The organism is Gardnerella sp. KA00771, assembly GCF_049244045.1.
GTDB classification, from domain to species: Bacteria; Actinomycetota; Actinomycetes; order Actinomycetales; family Bifidobacteriaceae; genus Bifidobacterium; species Bifidobacterium swidsinskii.
Genome location: NZ_CP058368.1, coordinates 405,317 through 425,806, shown reverse-complemented (window position 1 = coordinate 425,806; position 20,490 = coordinate 405,317). Strand labels below are relative to the sequence as shown.

Below are 20,490 nucleotides of genomic sequence, written 5' to 3'. Positions count from 1 at the left end.
GGGTGAGTAGTTTATGCCGCTTTTTCGCAAGAATCCGACCAAAACGACTCAGTCGCGAGTAGTTTATGCCGCCTGAGCGCATAATCAGCGAGTGCTAATCCTCAAGATTCGATTGCGTGCCAGCCGTAGCTGCCGTCGCCGATTGTTCCGCTTGTGCCGCGTCCAACTTAGCGCGAACCGTGGCAAGCAAACCCTGCGCGCGCTTTGCCAGCGCCTCGCCAATCTCCCACTGACGCATGGACTGATCTAGTGTCAAACCGCCAGCTTCCAACGCTTGAACCGCCTGAACCAGCTTTTCGCGAGCCTCTTCGTACGGCATCGTCTCAATCGCAGCGCGCTCTTCTTTCGTAAGTGTGCTTGCAAATTCTGTGTTTTCTGCTGATTCTTCCGCTTTTTTCGTTACTTTCTCACTCATATCTAACCTTTCGTTGTATCTAAATAAATATCTAAAATATCTAAAAAATTACTTACTTGACTTTTTACTTGACTTTATGAAAGCAGACTTAGTAACAGCCGACTTTGTTCCAGTCACCTTGCCAAGAACCACGCCACTTTTAAGCGTAACCGTCATATCGTCGCCAACTTGCGCTAAAGCCGCGTCGTCAAGCACTCGCCCACCGCTAAGCTGCACAACCGCGTATCCGCGATTCAAAGTCGATTGCGGACTTAACGCAGTCAAGCTTGCGTGAGCCTTCTCAACAGTCAAACTCGCGTCGTCAAGAAGTCGCACCAAACCGTGACGCATTCGCTCAACAGCCTGCTCAACCAAGCGCTCGTGCGGCTCAAGCATAGTGCTCGGGCGCGTAAGACTCGGGCGATTCGCATAACCTTCAACGAGGCGAATCTCATTGTCGACGCGCGCAGAAATTCGCATGCGCATAGTTTGCAACGCGTTATCAATAAGCTGCCACTGCTCGCGCACGTCCGGAACCACGCGCTTTGCAGCATCCGTAGGAGTTGAAGCGCGCATGTCTGCAGCCAAATCGATAAGCGTCCAATCGTCCTCGTGGCCAATTGCAGACACAATCGGCGTCGCGCACGCGGCCGTAGCGCGAACCACGCCTTCGTCTGAAAAACCAATCAAATCCTCAAAGCTGCCGCCACCGCGAGCAACGATAATAACGTCAACCTCCGGGTCCGCGTCGAGGTGCTTGATTGCGGCAATAATATCCGACGGGCACTGCACGCCCTGCACGTGCGCGTGAATAACTTTGAAGCGCGTAACAGGCCAGCGCAAATTCACGTTCGTAATAACATCGCCCTCCGCGCGAGCTTGAGGAGCGCACACAAGTCCGATGCACTTAGGAAATTCCGGCAGCGGAACCTTATTTTCAGCGTCAAATAAGCCCTCGCCCTTAAGCTTTTTTCGCAACTCGTCAATTTGCGCTTTTAAGTCACCGGCACCGACGCGGCGGATTTCGTCTGCAACGAAGCTCAAACGCGTGGCTTTTACCCAAATATCCGCCTTGCCGTGAACGACTACGCGGTCGCCCTGGCGAAGTTCGCGCGCCTGCTGCACGAAATTGCTGAAGCCCATTACTGAAATCGACACTTCTTCATTACTGTCGCGAAGGGTGATGTAACCGGAAGAAGCGCGGCGCATGTTAATTTCGACGATTTGACCCTCAATCCACGCTGCTGGCCATCGTTCTACGGCGCTGTGGAACTTTTGACTTAAAACGGCAACAGGCCATGGATTTTCGGCAGTCGTGTCGGCGGCTTTTAGAGGGAGCTGTCGCGGCTGAGCTTGCTGCGGCGTAAGTAGTTGCGGCGACGACTGAACTTGTTGCGACTGCGACTGTGCTAAATTTAGCAGCGGTTGTTGCGACGGTTGCGGCTGTTCAAGCTGGGCATCATCCTGGAATAATTGCGGCATCATATTTGACGAGGTCATGTTTCCAGCTTGACCGCAAAGAAGGACAAACGCGCGCTGCTGCATATGCGTGACGGAGAGATTAGATACGAAAAAACCCAAGCAGTGAAGCTTGGGTTTTGCTTGTGCCCCCTCAGGGATTCGAACCCTGGACACGCTGATTAAGAGTCAGCTGCTCTAACCAACTGAGCTAAAGGGGCGTTGGTTATCTTGGCTCGTTTCGCGAACCGAGTAACTACTATACTCAGAATGCGCTTGCGCGCAAGCCGGCGTGTCGCATTAGTGTATCGAGAAGCAGCACAGCGCGCTTCTCGATACACTAATGCGGTAGCGCTTGCTCAATGTGGAAAGCCCAGTGCTCTTTCCACGCAAGCGCGCACACGATTACGCTTTCTTTATATTCCTAAGAAAGCGTAATCTGACGACCAATAATCCAATAAGACACAAATATAATTGCCTCGCTTTTCGCTTAATGCGTAGCGCGAAAAGCGAGGCAATGCGGTAGCGACGACTCAATGCTGAAAGCACAGTGTGCTTTACGCGCGCGACGACCTGCTTGAGCGCAGCATTTTGCGCGAAACCGCCAGCAAATGCCCGCCTTGCACACTACTCACACCATTCTTCTTTCGCAACGACGCAATCAGCATCATCGCCATCAACACCGCAGACATCACCATCGATATCACAAACAACGTCATCCACAACGACCACTGCATATGGTCGCCCGGCACGTTAGCAGGATCCGGCAACACACGATACCCCGTCACGAGCAGCCTGTGCGTGTTAATTCCATACGGGGTACACGTAATCAGCGTCGCCAAGTCGCGCCCCTTTTCGCGCCGCAACAAACGAATATCGTTCGGCTCCACCACATTTATGCGAAACACTCTGTATCGAAGAGTCTTGCCTTGCACGTCAAAGTAGAAGTAATCACCTTTTTTCAGCGTGTTTAAATCGTCGAACATTGTGGCATCCGGCATACCCGTATGCGCCGTCACAACCGTGTGCCTGCTTTTGCCGCCCACCGGCAAATCCGTGCCGTACAAATGCCCCGCTCCCATCGCGAGAGTATCTTGAGTAGTTCCATGGTAAATCGGCAGCCTCACGTCAATTTTCGGTATTTTCACAATGCCCATAATCCCCATCGGCTCACTAAGCACTTTTTCGTACTCTTTATATTCGGGAGTGTCCATGTAGTCGTTATTGCCGTTATACGGGTCCGCGCTAATAATCGCCTTGTGGCGAGCGTTGTATTCACGCGCTTTTCACAAAATTTCCGCGCGATTTTCTTTAGGCTTTTCCTTATTTAATTTATCGTACTCGATTGAGAGTTCTTTGGCAGCATGGTTGTTGACCAAAGTAGAAACCACAGGATAGCTGAAACACAAAATGCCAATAGTAACAAGCGCAATCGGCTCAGCCAGCTTGCGAAGTGTGGACATTGGTTTTGGGGAAGATTGCTCTTGTGATGATGAAGATTGCGAAGACTGCGTAGACTGCGCAGATTCAGTATTTTCGGAAGATGCAGCGATTCCAGAGCTTGCGGAAGATTCCGCACTTTTGGAGGACTTATTAGCGCGCATACGAGCCAGCCGCTTAAATAGCGCGCGAGCAGACTCTGCAAAATCAGCTAGCTTCATGATTCCTCCAATAAATAAACAGGGAGCAAAGAGCACTCCCACCTTACTAGAAGCTGAAAGTGCTCTTTGTTTATTTACTTCTGTTATTTATTTTTGTTTATTTATTTACTTATTTTGTTTATTTACTTGCTTACGTGCGCATGATGGCGGCGAGTTTTAAACGTTACAGCACCGCTTGCAAACAACACCATAAACGTCACAACCATGCCAATCACACTGCTGCCAGTCATCGCCAAGTCAGAAGTCATCTTCTTGGCGGCAGACTTAGCGTCAGCCTGCTCCTTTTCAGCAGCCTTCTGCTTTGCAGCAGCGTTGCCAGATGCAGCACCTGCGTTGCCATTGGAAGAACTTGCGTTGCCATTGGCAGCGGCATCGCCGGATCCAGCGGATGCGCCCGCATTAGTAGAATCCGCATCATCCTTTGAGGACGACTCCGAATTATTACTGGAATTACCTCCAGTAGTAAAGGATTTTCCACCATGATTACCGCCGTGGTTAGAGCTGTGGCTACCGCCATGATTACCACCGCGGCTATTATTGTTGGTATCACCGCTGGCATTACCGCTAGTATTACCGCTAGTATTACCGCTTGCATTACCGCTAGTGCTGCCACCGTTGTTGCCACTACCGTTACCGTGACCCGTGCTTCCACCTTCGCTATTACCAGTATTACCAGAGTTACCAGTATTACCAGCATTACCGCTACCATTCTGGTTCTGATTATTCTTATTATCAGAACCAGTTTGGCTGCCACTATCAGAAGAAGCAGAGGAAGATACAGATACCTCTCCAGAAGCAATCTGGTTACCATTTGCATCCATAAGTAAGATTGTGTGCTTACCTGAATATCCGCTAGGAATCAAAGCCTTGAAATAGTACTTACCGTTTTCATCAGTATGCACTGTCACATATTCATGACCATCTTCACCCTTAAGATCCTTAGGATCAGAGTAAATGAACGCATACATGCGATCACCGGATTTGGCTTTCTTCACAGCTTCAGGCTGTCCAGAAACATAAATCTTTACTTCCTTTCCAGCTGTGACATTCTTGGTTTCTAATCCAGCAAGAGACTTTTGGATCTTTTTTGTAGAAGCAGGAGGAATTGGTGCAGAATCAGTTTGAGTTGACTCATCCTTGGTTCCTGAATTACTTGGCTTCGTTGGATTCTCACCAGGCTTCACACCATTCTTCACCGTGAATGTATATGCAGTAGCTCCATTTGCATTATTACTTGCGTCACTTGCTGTATTACCAGCAAAATCGGTCGCCTCAATAGTGATAGTGTGAGTACCATCAACCAACTTCTTAGTAGGAATCTTCAACGTTAATGTTGTAGAACTTGGCTTATCTGGAGTTGGATTATCGTTAACCTTAGAAACATCCACTAATGTGTCCTCTACTGCTGTAGTTGGAAGATAATTTTCCGTATACGCTACTGGATGACCATCAACCATAACGCGCAAAGACTTCAAATTATCATCTTCTGCTTTAACAGTAATTTCGTGACCATCAGTGATTTCTTCGCCTTCAACCAAACCTGCTTTAACAGTAGGATCAACTTCATCAAGAACAACTGGAATCACACCAAGTAAATGAGATTCAACCTGATCACTTAAGTGCAGCAGCAACTTATCACCATTGTCTACTTGAATGTCAGTTGAGAATTGGCGACGAGTTGTTTCTTTACCATTCGTGTCCAAAGTGTAGAAATCACCTACAGAATCATTATTAATTCGCAAACTTTGACCGAAAGCATCATCTGATACATTTCCACTGAAAGTCACTGTGTCACGATTAGTGAACAACGTGTGACCATACAGTTTTGGAGTATCGAAATGTGCTGTTGGAGGCGTAATGTCGAAGTAGAATGCTGCAGGAGTATCGATTACATTCGTTTCATCGTCTTCATCAGCATCTTCGTCAGTTGATTTAGTGTTCACCTGCAAGCGGAAATCATTTATACCCGGATGCATTGGAAGCTTTACACTAAACTTTCCGTTCTTAATTTCAGCACGCAATGGGTTTGGAGTTACAAGATTCTTAGTTGTAGCATCAAAACGCGAAGCTGGAGTAAACACCACGCTAGTCACTTTGGAACTCACATCACCTTGAGCAACAAAGTAATCAGTGCCAATAACGTCTGGACCATTATTCTTCTTATGAATTAACCACGCATAAGAACCCATAGAGCCAGCATTAGTAAGCATGAAATCTTTTGTTGCAGCTGCAGGTTTAGGCGTAGGAGTTGAACGACCAGCGAGAGCCAAACCTATAGTTGTAGTGTTTTCAGCAGAATCAGTAGCTACAAGAGTTACCATAACAGCTTTAGCGGCAGGAGTAATAACTGTTTTGAAGCTACCGTCTTTACCAACAGTTACTACTTCTTCAGTTTCTTTACTAGCTGCAGCTGTATCTGCTTGCTTCACATTTGCATTAATATTCGCTGCTGAAGTTGTATTAGCACCAGAAACAGCTTTAGTAGTAGATTCAGAGGCAGAACCAGAAGCATGATTGTTCACAGAACCAGCAACTGCATTAGCTGCAGTAGTGTTGTCAGCAGCCTTTTGATAATTAAGCGTTAGCTTTACAGTATCTCCAGGAGTATCAGTTACTTTACCAGCAACAGTTACTTTACCATCTGCAGCTACAGGCAAATTACCCTTGTTGTCAAGACCATCAACAGTAATCTTAGGTGTTTGTGCATTAAACTTTAAAACAAGTTTCTTATTGCCAATACGGTCACCCTTACTATCAAAAGCTTTAAGCATCACAGTATTTTCACCATTTTTCAGTGGCACAAACGCATAGAAAGTATTCTCACCCTTGCGCTTTTTAGCTAATTTGACTTCCTGCTTTTTACCGCCTTCAGGAGTCACATAAGCTTTTATAGAAGCAACATCTTTAGTGAGATATCCCTCAAGATAGAACTTACCATTAATATCTGGGTCGGTCTTACTTTCTTCTAGAGCATTAGCTTTAATTTGTTGAGAAGTAAGTTTTTGTTCATTTGGAATAATAAACTTCTTGTTCTTCTTAGATTCTTCTGAACCATCCGGTTTCTTCACAGCATATGTGTCGAATACCTTTTTAACCTCAGTTGAATTCATAGCATTGTCTCGAACAAGCACATCTATGTATTGAGCTTCATTACCAATGTGAATAGTCTTGCACACTCGCGTACGAGTTGCTTCATTCAACGGGCATTGAGTGTCTTCATCACCATAGTTCAAGGCATCCTTTACACCAGGAAGATGAATAGTTGGTACGCCAGGATCAGGGCTTAACTCATCACTAATAACAATCTTCACATTGCCGTTAGCATCACGATCAGATACTGTGACTTTAGGTCCATGATTATCGATTGCTACCTTCATGTCATAAGTTTGCCAATCAAACTTATCTCCTAAGCGAGCTTGAATACGATACGTGTACCATCCGTCAGGAAGAATTTCAAATCTACTTGTTTTTGGATTCCACACAGACCCGTCAAAATTTCCGGCTAAGCCATCGGTTGCTCCAACATTAGAAATAGTAGAACGATTCACGTTGTGTTCTGTTCCAAGAACAATCTTAGTTTTATTATGTGAATCCAACACAGAATATTTTACTTCAGATGCACCGCGGAATATAGCCATAGATGGAACAACATAATCCATCCAGCCATCTCTATTTGCAGGTGAAAATTCGCCAAGTACATAAGGCTTCGTTTCATTATTAACCGGAAGTTTACCCATAAAACCAGCTACAGAAAGCAATGATGTCGTAAGATCACTATGGCTTGCACTATAGCTTTCTCCCGGTTTTACCATTATAGGTTCATCGTTCCAATCGCCAACAAAGCCAAGATATGGCACAGAAACATCTGGCTGAGTATCAGTAAGGGATTCAAATCGCACCCAACCTTCAATATAATGATTGCCTTTAGAACGATTTGGGCTTAACGTAAACTTAACATCAGCGGTTTTGCCAGGCTTTACCGTAACTTCACGCGTTTTTGATTGCAAGGTTTCAGTATTACTAATAGAGGTTACTGTATCTTTATTTGCCTCATTAGACTCATTTACCACATCCTGATCTGGGACAGCAAATTTTACTGGAGTCTTACCATAATTATGCAAAGTAACTGTAAAGTTGCGATTAGAATTCACGTTTTTAAGAGCAACGTACGAATTGCCGTTGACTGTTGCAATCACGTCAGTAGCAACAGCTTTATCTACCTGAGCTAAGCCAGCACCGATTTGACGAGGAGCATAAGGAATTTTCTTACTATTTGCAGAATCTTTATGTCCAATAATACTTGCTGTATTCATTAATGCTTGGCTTACACGGGTAGCCATTTCAGACTTTTTAAGATCAGGGAAACGCTTCTTATAGCTTTCCATCACCAACGCTGAAAGACCGGAAACGTTTGGAGCAGCCATGGAAGTACCAGACATGCTGGTGTACTTATTTCCATTCTGCGTAGACCAAACATTACCACCGATACCAGCAATCTGAGGTTTAAAATCAAATTCTGGAGTTGGACCCCAAGAAGTAAAGCTAGAAGGCTTCCCATCATCCGGATTGGCGATAGTAACGAATTGTTCAGTGAAAGCTATCTTTACTTTCTCACCTTTATCTAATGCTGCTTTAATTTCCAATGCATAAGAACGAGGAATAGATGCACCAAAGCAATTTTTGATTTTCTCCAATCCGCCCATTCCTATGAATAAGGATGAATCTTTGTCGTGATTGTAAACAATCACACCTTTAGCACCTTTAGAAATCGCATTATTAAACTTTTCAGTAAAACTGATATCGCCACGTTCTACGAGAGCATATTTACCTGTAAGATCAAGATCCTTAACATCAGCTTTAGTAGCTTTTTTAGCATCCACAAGTTCATGCTGAGATAGTGCATCCGTTAAAGAACCAATAGAATAGCTGTACGGCAAAGTATGTGACTTGCCATCTTTTCCAACCCAATTTGCAGACTGCTGAGTAATATTTGAATTTTCTACAGAAGCAACGCTGAAAGCAGAAGGATAAGAAGATGGTGAACCAAGAGTTGCATCATCCCACTTACCTAGAACATCGTCTATGCCACCACTTTCAGAGAAGTTCAAGCCGGAGTTTCCTGCAGAAATAACTGGAAGCACACCAGCTTCGTGAGCCTTCTTTAAAGCGAGAGATGTAGCATTAGAAGTTCCACCAAAACCGTTATCTGATCCGAGAGACATGTTAATAACATCAGCACCAAGCTTTACAGAATCCTCGATTGCAGCAACAATATCAACATCACGAGCACCATGCGAACCCGGCACGTTTGAGAATACTTTCATAGCAAGCAGCTGAGCGTTTGGAGCTATGCCATCAACACGATTATGTTCAGATGCAGGAGCACCAGTCTCATCGCCGTTAGCAGCCACAATACCAGCAACGTGCATACCGTGCTGTTCCGCACCCGAGTCTGTGAAATTAGTATTTTCATCAGCGTAATTGAAACCTGCAGGCACTTTGTCGGTAGTGTTGCCTTTACCTGTTGGTTGTAATCGAAGATGCGTCTTAGCTGAAGCGTCAAGCTTCATATCTTGGTGAGTTGGATCTATGCCCGTATCGATGATGGAAACCAACATACCAGTGCCATCAAGATGATATTTTTTAAACGCAGCTTGCACACCTTGCAAATTACGTGCAGTATTTTCCATTGGATGATATAAACGTTCTTTTGCGACAGAAACTACACCTGGCTCACGTTTCAAATCTTGAACGTGTTTTTCAGGGAGAGTAGCTTCAAAAGCACTCATTAAATAACCAACTTGGCGACGAACCGTCATATTGTACTTTGACTTTACGCGGTTAATTAAAACATTCTGCTCATGAATGTTGGCTTTTTCGTCATAATTCGTGAGTTTCGGATGATTATTTTTCAACGTAACAACAACAGTCACTTGAGCATTTGAATTTTTATTAAATTGATCTTTTTTACTGTAATTCTCAAAAGCTTTAGCAAGAGTTGGATTAACATGGCGTAAATCTTCTATAGACTTAATCTCACTATTATCTTTTAAAGATGAATCAAGCATCTTAGAGACAAGTGCATTCCCATCTTTTTTAGTTTCATTATCATTTTTTGCAAATGCCGCAGGAACTGTACCAAGCGGTACCATAAGCGTCGCCGCAGCCACGCCTAATGCTGCTAAACGAGTCAGATATGACGTTCGTTTGAACTTCATAAACATACTCTCCTTCAAAATGGTGGTTGTTATCCCGGAAAAATTTCGGTTCTAGCTATCACAAACTCATGCCAGCTGCCAAAATCTTTCATACTGGCTGCCAAAATTTTTCATGCGGGTGTAAATATTTTTGTTACGCTAGTTTGAATCATTTCCGCTAAATATCGCATAAGAGATATACCCCCCCCCATGCAAACAGCAAATAATGGTGTATTTTTGCAAGTGCAACAAAATATTTTTCATATACTCTAGCACTTGTTTAAAGAGAAAAAATTTTTTTAACTTGTTAATTTAGCAAATAAAATTTGAAAAATTTGTATTTAGGATAGAAAAAATGGCTAAATTACGCCATTTCCTCGCAAACACTTTTCCACAAGTAACATGTAAAAAATCTGTAGTTAACATATAATTTACAGAATTTTTCAACAACCTTGCATTGTGTCAATATTTTTTTAAAAAATATTGCTGATTTACCAACTAATGTTGGTTCGTTGCGCAATATAAACCGTAAATTTTTCAGCCAACCAACGATATGTGCAAACGAGCTAAATTTTATGCTCGCGCGAACGTTATCTCACGTTTGGAGCAACAAACCCACAAAAACCCTCCAAACACGAAACAACCATCCCACATTTGGAGGATTATCTGTTGCAAATCGCTCCATTTACGAGGAACTTGTCTCACGTTTGGAGGATTTGCGCTACTTTGGCACTCCAAACGCGAGGAAAGTTTCTCACATTTGGAGGGATTAAGGCTGCGTAGCACTCCAAACGCGCGCAGTCACAACGCTCACTTACGAAACTCGCGTTGGAAGTCCACTGGACTTCCAACCCAAGCGAGTTTCCGCTCCGAATTGCCTTCGCGCGCGCAATGCTGCGCTCAGGCAGGTCGTCAGCGCACACAAAACACAACCTAGTTCCTAAAACACAGCCACACGAACCTACCCTGCCTTCGTCTTTACTGACGAAGGCAGACCTCGCTTGCGTTGAAAGCCCACTGGGCTTTCAACTTGAGCAAGCTCGGCGCTCCGAATTGCCTTCGCGCGCGCAATGCTGCGCTCAGGCAGGTCGTCGCGCTACTCACGACGCAATTTACGCAGCATCTTACGCGAAAGAATCAGCAAATGCTTGCCGCGAATGTCGAGCTGTCGCCCTCGCTTAGACGTTGCAACAGCAATCATCATGGACAAAACAATCAATGAGAACGCCATTGCAATCACGAATAGCGTCATCCAAAGCGGCCATTGCACGTGGTCATCCGGCGCCTTCACAGGGTCCGGCAGCACACGATACCCCGTCACCAAAAGCCTATGCGAATTCACGCCATACGGGGTACACGTTAGCAGAGTCGCCAAGTCGCGCCCCTTTTCGCGCTGCAATAAACTAATATCGTGTGGCTCAACAACGCTGATGCGGAACACTTTGTATCGTAAAGTTTCGCCTTGCACGTCGAGGTAGAAATAGTCGCCCTTCTTTAAATTCACCAAATCATCAAACATGGTGGCGTCAGCAAGACCCGTGTGCGCGGTAATAACTGTGTGGCGGTTCTTGCCACCAACCGGCAAATCCGTGCCGTACAAATGACCAGCGCCGTGCGCTAAAACTTCCTGCGAACTGCCGTGATAAATAGGAAGCTTTACGCCAATCTTCGGAATTTTTACAATGCCGATAATGCCCATAGGCTCCTCAAGCGCCTTAAGATAACGCTTGTATTCAGGTGTGTTAGTTATGTCTTTTTGCCCATCCGGACCATACGGATCCGTGGTAAGCATATTCTTGCGAGTTTTATTGTAAAGCTTCGCTGCACGAATGTGAGCGCGACGCACGTCACCAGCCTGATCGTGGTTATACTTGTCGTACGCGTTAGAAATCTCCTTCGACACGCGATTATTCCAAAGCGTTGAAACAACAGGGTAACTGAAGCACAAAATGCCTGCCAACACGAATGCGATTGGCTCGACGATGCGGCGGAGCTTGGATTTTTGCTTAGATTCTTGCTTGGATTTTTGCGCACTTGCGGTAGGATGTGCGCTTACGGAAGGTTGCGCGGAAGAGTTTGGGTCTGCAGGATTAGTTTCGGATGCAGTAGTTTCGGATATAGCAGTTTCGGAAGAGCTAGTTTCAGCAGTACTAGTTTCAGCAGTGCGATTCTTGAAAAGCTTACTTACGATGGGGATATTCAGAGCGATTTTGTTGAGGAAAGCATATACTTTAGCAACAGCATCGTTTAATTTCATGCTTCCTCGTTTCGTGAGTTTTTTGTTGGATTTAGATTTGATTTACGATTTATTGATTTTGCGCTCGCTAGTTAGTTCAATTAAAGCGCACAAATATAGAGCCGGGAGCAACAAGTCGCACCCAGCTCCAATATTTATGCCATGCAAACAGATATTTACATTCATGCAGCAGTGACTGCTGATTTTTCTCAGCAGTCATCAACTACAATCAGGCAGCCTGCTGCTCTTCATCCTTCTTGCGGTTGCGCAAGAAGATGAACATACCAACAGCAACCAAGCACATGCCAGCAAGAGCGAAGATGATTACGCCTGCGGCACCGGTCTTTGGAAGGTTGAACCAGTTGTGATCTCCATCCTTAGTAGGAACGTTAGCAATCTTAACAACTTGAGCCCCATCCTTCGAAGGAGCAGAAGTCAAAGTTACTTCATAAACCTTGGTAGAGCGAGTAAAGTTCTCAGGAGCAGAAGTCTCAACAATGTAGAACTTCTGACCAACCTTAGCAGAGTAATCTTCCGTTACACCATTCTTAGTAGATTTCTCACCAAAACCGCTAAGAGAAGTCTTGCAATTATCTGCATTAGTAGGATCATCAGCACACTTCTGTGCTACTTTCAGAGCATTGGAATCAGTAGCAGAATCACCGTTAGCGCCAGCAAACACCTTGAACTTTGCAGCATCAAGCTTGGTTGTTTCACCTTTTTTAGCATCATACTTAAGAATGTGGAACTTACGGAACTCAGTATCTGTAGTTGTATCAGGCACAACTGGCTCATGGTTTTCACCAGTTTTTCCACCTGGGATGAAGCCATACTTGTTAGAAAGCTTATGATCACTACCCGTAGTTACTGTAGAGGCAATCTTGAAGTTAAAAGTCACATGAATCTGTGGCTGCTGCTGAGCATTAGTAACCGCATTCAACTTTGTGATAATCTTCTCAAGACCAGCATCCTTAAACACGACAGAAATACGAGTTCGAGTATTATCATCAGGAGTTGCAGCTTTCGTTACTTCATAATCAGTGCCTTTTATTAACACATCAGTCTCACCGTCAAGTTTAACTTCAGCAACTGCATTTTCATTAGCATTCTCATATGCTGTAGTTAACGCATCATCAAAGATTGCATACTGGCTAAGATCTTCTTTAGTAAGATTCTTAGCTTTACCGTCTTTATCAAGGTTGGTTGCCTTAGTCTTGTTTGGTGTAGCGTTAATTGTATATGGCAAAACATCACCAACACCAACCATGTTCTTGGTATCAGCCGCCTTAGAAATAGCGTCCTTCACGTTGTGGTTCTTAGGAGTTACGCTTACATCGTAAGTGTACTTGTTGTTAGTAGAGCTCTTATCACGAGTAATCTCTGGAACTGTCATGAAGAATGGAATAACATCAGATGTGTAACCCTTAGGCGGATTCTTTTCTTCAATACGATAGATACCAATGGAAAGATCAGCAAACTTTGCCTCACCCTTAGAATTAGTTGTTTGATCTGGCAATGGAGTTTCATATGCAATAGTGTTATCAGCAACAGTAGCACTCTTGTTAAGTTTATCTACTTTTTGTGCTAAGGTCTCCCAGTCATCTCGACTAGTTAAATTAATGGCAGTACCATCAATTGTCTTAACTTTCTTAGCAGAAAATACAGCGCCAGGAACACCTGCCTTAGTAGTATCATCCTGTTTGTGAATGGTAATGGAACCCTTCTTAGTGGTAGCTTCATTGCCAAGATCCCATGGGGCTTTTTCAGCTGCTGTAGGACCCGTAGCAAATGCCACGTTGTTTGCCACCACGGCGCCGGCGACGCACAGCGTACCAGCCATTGCGAGCGAGGCGAATGCCGCCACGCATTGTTTAGTGAATTTATTCACTTTCTTCTCCTTTATATCAGTGCCCTTGTGGGCAGGTTTTGAGGAAAATACGTTTATTGTTTTATTTTGTGTTGCGCACGGTCGGCGGAGTCATCGCAAAGCCGCATAAACTCTGTCGGCGGCTACGATTTGCGCCGCGCGCAGCAAGATTAAATCCGAACCATGCTCCGGCATAAGTACCATCACTACGTAACGCGTAATGCCATTGCCAGCACATGGAACTTTGATACTGCAGTTTTTAAGCTGCAGAAAATTTTCATCAGCATCGCCACCTTTCGCTACGTCGCCTTAAAGCGCGAAGCTTTTTGGCAGTTTTGCAAATAAAATCTCTAAGCAGTGTCTTACGCAGCAACGTCTCGAGCATCGCGCGCCCCCACTTGGTTTGTTCAAGGAAGAACCCAGCCGCCATCACGCCCGTGCCAATCACAGCAAACGTACCAAGCAGCACATTCCAGTTCATTCCGCCGGTCTTTGGCAGCGCGAATTTAGGCGGATCGATCACGGTCACATTAACAGCAATTCTGTTCCAGTCTTTTCCAACGGTTACGCCGGTAAGCTGAGTTGTTTGCATATTTGTAGACGAATACTTTTTATCAGTACTAAGCCCAGCATTAACAGTGTCATTAAACACCGTCAGCGCATTCGGCTTCAACGCAAACACAGCGCACGTGTAATTTCCAGCCTTTTGAGGTACGCCAGCAATATCGTCTTCACTGCGAGACACAGCGTTTTCTATGCTGTTCGGATCTTTATCATTCTTCGTAAAGCCATACAGCAAGTTAGCCATGCAATTCTTACTGTCTTGACTGCAAGACTTTCGCTGCTCAGCACTTGCAAAAGCCCACGGCTTTACATCTTCGCCATAATTCTGGTTCAGATGCATATTGAGCGTATCGTCAAGCCCGCGACTCCACTTTTGCTCGCCTTGCTTAGCACACATCATACGCAATGAAATATCGCGACGATCCTTCAAGCTCCACGCGAGCACATACGGATTTTTAGTAAGGCTCGTGCCGCTCATGACGGTAAGAGAATTGGCACCACCAAGCTTGTCATGTTCAGGATCAGCATCTTGAGATCTGAGCAATGTCATCTTAAGATCCTTGTCAGCTCCACTGAGGCCTCCAACTGTAACTTTCGCATACACAGGCTTGCCGTTGTTACCAGAATCCGGGTCGTCCGAAGTGGAGCCATCCGGGTAATGGATGACAATCTCTTTCAAGTACGCTTTAGGAGTAACAGCTTGATCTGGGTGGAAGGTCACTTTGCCGTAACGCGTGCCGTCATCCTTGGAACTGTGCTTGCCATTCTTTTGCTTGGAAGGATTGTCAGGCTTATTGCTCTGCTCACCGGTGTTATCTGCGGCGTTGCCAGAAGCCCAATACGACCAGTCTAAAGACACCTTGTTTCCAGCAGTGCCGTCATTATTTACTTCAAATCCGTGAGTAGCATCCTTAAACTCAAACCAAGTTCCGTCCGGAAGCGCACCAGCCTTCACAGCATCCTGGTATTTATCCGCACCGTTAGCACTCTTAACGCTTTGCGGCACAGCATTCTCAACCTTTTGACCAGCCGTAACGCTCACATCAACATACTTCGGGTTGTAGAAGTGGTTGTCGTTGTGAATGTGGATTGGTATTGCGCGATACTCGTAGTCAACACCTTTAACCGCGTTTTTGTTGCCGTTATTACCATCAAGCTTCCACTTGAAGTCTTTCAAAGGATCAGTGTTATTCTTACTTGCATCTTTGTTAAGTGCACCAACAGCTGCATCGAATCTAGCAAGCAAATCGTTATTGTCTGTCTTAAACTGTTTTGCTTTAATCGCGTAAACTACGCATTCGTAGTCGCCGGATTCGTTAGCCTTGCCTTTAATCCACCCACGAGTACGCTCAGTGGTATCTTTTGAGTTACCATTTGCAATGTAATCGTCGTATAGCTGCCTATCAGGGTGGCACTGACTTGCATCCTTCTCGCAAGCTTTCTGCGCTGACGCATCTTCAGTATGATCCCAAATCTTTACATCTTGCATCTTAATACCAGCAATACCGCCCGACTGGTAGTGAGACTTAGTGCCGTCTGAATTGATCTTATTGCAAATTGTGCGCAAATTGATTTTTCCAGGCTTATACTTGGACCATGAATCAAGCCAACGGGTCGTCTTTTTAGAAGTACTAAGTTCCTCGCCCTTAGTGAGTTTGATGGTAGTATCATTCCAGTCGCCGCTACCTTCACGATCGCCAACATTCAGCCGTAAATTACCAGCATCCTCATCATGCGATCGCGTAATGTCTACCTTCGCATAAATAGGTTTACCAAGATTACCAGAGTCCTTATCTTCAGAAGTGGAACCGTCCGGATAGTGCACAATAACCTGCACTTTGTCAGAACCAACAGGGAACCACTTGTGCGGTCGGAACGTCACCTTGCCAAACTGACCCGTGCCATTCTTAGCTGAATCACCAGAGTCAGCTTTATTATCTTGATCATCCTCAAAGAATGTGTAGCTTAAAGATTTCTTAAACTTAAACCAAGTTCCGTCCGGTAGATCACCTTCGCGCACATCGTCTTGCAACGTATTAGCATCGTTGGCATTCTTCTTGCTCTTAGGCACCTCAGTGGCTTGTTTGGTACCAGCCTCCATGCTAATAGTCTTATACTCTGGGTTGTAGTAGTGAGCATCACTATGCACATGAATTGGGAAGGTTACCGAATCCCAATCGATATGCCTTTGAGTGGCTTCTTGAGGACTATCTTCACTACCCGGCTTATCTGTTAAGACTGATTTAATAACCTCTTCAAACTTGCGATCAGCAGGTTTCTTTACAAAGTCATTTACAGCTTTATCAAACTTATTTTGTAAATCACCATGCTTACCATCTTTATTTTCAAGGTCTTTAATAGCGTACACAGTGCACACAAAGTCGCCATTTTCCTTAACCTTGCCATGTAACCAACCCCAAGTGCGCTCTACGGTATCATGCTCATCACCGTATAAGTAAAGGTTACGGTTGCAGTTTTTACCATGAACCGTACATTCATACTTATTCTTTTCAGTAGCTCTTGTCCATTGTGATGGTTGTTTATCAATAAATTCACCGCTTGTAGTATTACCTTTTCGACCGGCAAGTGTCAGACCATTAATACCATCAATCTCATAGCTTTCAGGTTTACCAGTTTGTGGATTCTTTTTATAGCAAAGCATGCGCTGATAAATTTTTCCTTGCTTAGCACTTGACCATGAGTCAAAGAACATTGGCTTAGTGTTACCAGTAGCGTCGCCTAACACTTCATCTTTACGGAAACGCATACCATTTTTATCATTGTTTTCAATTCGTCTTCCGCCATATTGCGAATAAACATTGAGCTTTAAATCATTTTTTTGGATCGGTTGACTAGTTACCTCTACAGGCGCATATACAGGCTTGCCAAGATTACCAGAATCCGGATCTTCAGAAGTGGAACCATCTGGATAATGCACAATTACAGGAGCAAAATATTCACCAAGCATTACAGTTTTTTCTGGAGAAAAAGTAACTTTGCCATATCTAGCGTCAGTAGTACTATCTTCAGGCTCATCCTTGCCTGATTTCTTGTTACTTTGCTTATTGACAAATTTATACCATGTAAGAACATGTTCATTATCTTTAGGATAGGTTCTTAGCTCAAACCAAGTGCCTTTTGGCAACCTAGTACCATTCTGCACAAGCTCCTGTTGACTCTTGTCATTACCTTTCACGCCGTTAGCACCAGAATGGCTTACTGGAGCAGCCGATTCTTTAGACTTACCACCAGCCTGCACATATACCTTATCGTATTGAGGATTATAATAATGCGCGTCGGAGTGAACCTTAATTGGCACAGTTCTAGATGTATAATCAACATCTTCTCTTAACCCACTGAAGGTATCAGAATCAATGATATTAGTAGAAGAACCGTCTTTCTTTCCAATATCCTTATTCTTCTTTTCAGCATCCTCAAATTTCTTCAAAGCCTTAGGCTTCAAAGCATACACAGTGCACTGGTAATTGCCAACCTTTAGTGGCTTTCCTGTGATGCTACCACGCGTACGCTCCATGGTTCTGTCTGTGCTATCAAATAATTTGTTTGCTGCACAGCCCTGACCATTTCGGCACTTTTCTTGTTCCTCATCAGTAGCATGAGGCCACGGTTTTTCACCATTTATTGTTATTCCATTAATACCGTTAAGATAAAACTTAAGATTCAGAAGATTTGTAGTATCAGCACACACAGAGCGAATAGTAATATCGCCAGGTTCCTGCACTGACCAAGAATCTATCCATGGGTGTGGAGTAACATCACGATTCTTGCGGAATACGAATCCATTGGTATAGTTAATCTCTTGACCATTTTGGTTCTTATGAATATGGAGCTGCAAGTCACCAGTGCCAGGGTTATCTCTTGTTACATACACTTGAGCATTAACTGGATCACCATGATTACCAGAATCTTTATCCTTCGAAGTTGAACCATCAGGATAATGCACAACTACAGGTCTCTTCTCAGGCTGACCAGTTTTAGAAGCAGGAACCCACTTATTTGGGTGGAAAGTGACAACACCAGTGGACTCGTTATTAATCTTTGCCCAAGTTGGTGGATTTTGATACTTATTATAAATTTCTGCCTTAAACTTAGTGCCAGATGGGAATTGTTTCCCTCCCCTGTCTTTTGGATTTGGAGAATTCTTTTCTTCACCAGCTTTTACTGTAGTATCGTCATAGTAAGGGTTATACCGGGACGCCTGCGAAACAACGTGTATATCAACGCCTTTTACCTTCACAATTGAATTGTTCATTTTACAATTGTTTGGCTTAGGGTCAGGATAGTTTATTTGAACTTCAAAATGTATAGTTTTGTTTCTATCAGAAGCCTTAGGACTATACTTAACTTCGCCTGTTTTTGGGTTAATATATGCTTGACCAGGCTGCATATTATTAGGATTATTAGTCTTAGTAACACCGGGCGGAAGTATCTCACTATTTCCAATTCCATTCTTTTTAAACGTAAATTCTATTCCAGCATCAGTTGGAATCATCTCAGTCGTAGTTCTGCCCCCATGATTTGGCATGTCCTTATAATATTTAAAATCGCCGTTATAAGAATCACCAACCCACTCACCAGTATTTATATACGGTTTCACGGAAGTAACTTCACCGTAAACAGCGTCCTCTTTAGACCTCTTTGGGAATTGGATGTCATCATCATTTTTAGGATTTAAACCATACTTAAACTCTTCCAAGTCTGGTATGCCGTCGCCATCATGATCATACGGACCAAAAACTGTAAACTTATGCTTATCTCCATAGTAGGAAATCCAACCTGCCATAAAAGGTAACTTATAAGGGTCACTGCCTTCTTCAACTTCTGCAGTAACAATCCAGCGAATAGAATCTACAGCGTTATCTTGTTCCCAAGATTTAAATAACCTACCAAAATTACCAGCTCGACGCCATGTATCTACTTCACATGTTGCATCTGTACCTAAACCACATTTTTCAATAGATGCTTTCCAGAAATTCTCATAATCACTATCACCTGGTAAGCGCGTAGCATTAGTATAACCATTAAAATCGCTTGGTATTTGATCTTTGCCTCGTTCTTCCCAAACAAACCTTTTGCCTCTACCACTGTAACCAGCAAATTTTGTACGATACCTTGTAATTCTTATGCTATTATCCTTGATGTTTTTTGGAAGAATAAGATAAAAATCAGGTCTACCATCATACGCATGTAGAGCAGTATTTTCATCACAATCTACATTTGGATTTTCTATTTTTTTAATTCTGCATCCATTTGCGTTAAAAAGAACATTCCAAGTGATGGTTGTTTTTTTCTTTCCATTAACGGTTACTGTATTTATATCTGGAGACTGAACATCGAAATCTCTATATACATCATAACTCGCAATAGAGTTAGGAGAAATATACCCATTACCAATGTAATCCCAACTAACATTAGCTGCATTAGCTTCTTTCATCGGCGGCACTATGAGCATGGTTACTATGGTGGCGGCGGCTACGAACATTGCGAAGAGCGCGCGACGAAGAGTGTGGGCTGGGTGAGCGGTGCGAGCGATGGTGGTAACGTTGTCGGAATTGGCTGCGCTGTCGGAAATGACTGCTTTGTCGAAAGAAGTGCTGGCGGTGCCGAAAGTACTGGCATTGCTGGAAGAAATAACTGTGGTGCTGGAAGTACGAACGGCGGCATCACGCTCGCTGGTCTTATGCCAGACCAAAGCGCGCGACGCAAGACGACCCACGCGTGATGCGAATCCACGGAACTTTGCTGGTAACATTTTCTCGCCTTCCTAGTCCTCCACTGCTGCACAAGCCGCAGTATATCTCAAATTCCAACTCTCTAATCTTTAAGACTTCACGCACTCAACCTGCATGCGATGCCAATGCTCGGTGCACTAAAACCTTGTACGCACACTACTGCAAATGCCACAGACAGAGCCAACCACAGGTAGTCCAGTATAACATACCTGCATGCCCTATATACAAGCATGGTTGCTGAAAAGCCCCTAATATTTATACCCCCCCCCCATGAAGGATTTCAAGCAAAACACGTATTATAATTGTGCATATAAAAAATTTCTATAATTCGCGAATATCGCTAAAAAATCTACTGTAAAA

At 44.1% G+C, this 20,490-nt stretch carries 6 protein-coding genes, 1 tRNA gene and 1 pseudogene; all 8 read right to left on the bottom strand.

What is annotated here, in order from left to right; genetic code table 11:
* Positions 1–94 precede the first annotated feature (94 nt).
* The 8 genes and pseudogenes from HXT57_RS01905 to HXT57_RS01870 all read right to left on the bottom strand — a co-directional run bounded on the left by HXT57_RS01905 (position 95) and on the right by HXT57_RS01870 (position 20,150).
* A complete protein-coding gene (locus HXT57_RS01905; RefSeq protein ID WP_004110585.1) occupies positions 95–415 on the bottom strand; it encodes an exodeoxyribonuclease VII small subunit in 321 nt (106 codons plus the stop codon).
* Positions 416–463: 48 nt separating this feature from the next.
* Positions 464–1,879, bottom strand: a complete 1,416-nt coding sequence (xseA, locus tag HXT57_RS01900) for an exodeoxyribonuclease VII large subunit (protein WP_415697964.1) — start codon at positions 1,877–1,879, stop codon at positions 464–466.
* Positions 1,880–1,999: 120 nt separating this feature from the next.
* A tRNA-Lys gene (locus tag HXT57_RS01895) sits at positions 2,000–2,073 on the bottom strand.
* 336 nt (positions 2,074–2,409) lie between these two features.
* Positions 2,410–3,513 (bottom strand): annotated as a pseudogene (locus tag HXT57_RS01890) (class C sortase).
* 122 nt (positions 3,514–3,635) lie between these two features.
* Positions 3,636–9,731, bottom strand: a complete 6,096-nt coding sequence (locus tag HXT57_RS01885) for a S8 family serine peptidase (RefSeq protein ID WP_415697953.1) — start codon at positions 9,729–9,731, stop codon at positions 3,636–3,638.
* A gap of 1,075 nt (positions 9,732–10,806) precedes the next feature.
* Positions 10,807–11,967, bottom strand: coding sequence for a class C sortase (locus tag HXT57_RS01880; protein WP_415697952.1), 1,161 nt, complete (start codon positions 11,965–11,967; stop codon positions 10,807–10,809).
* A gap of 208 nt (positions 11,968–12,175) precedes the next feature.
* Positions 12,176–13,834 carry a SpaH/EbpB family LPXTG-anchored major pilin gene (locus HXT57_RS01875; protein ID WP_421783648.1) on the bottom strand — a complete coding sequence of 553 codons (1,659 nt, stop codon included), beginning with the start codon at positions 13,832–13,834 and terminating at the stop codon, positions 12,176–12,178.
* Between the two features lie 259 nt (positions 13,835–14,093).
* The gene (locus tag HXT57_RS01870) at positions 14,094–20,150 is read right to left on the bottom strand and encodes a Rib/alpha-like domain-containing protein (RefSeq protein WP_421783646.1); all 6,057 of its coding nucleotides are present in this window, start codon (positions 20,148–20,150) and stop codon (positions 14,094–14,096) included.
* Between the last annotated feature and the right edge of the window lie 340 nt (positions 20,151–20,490).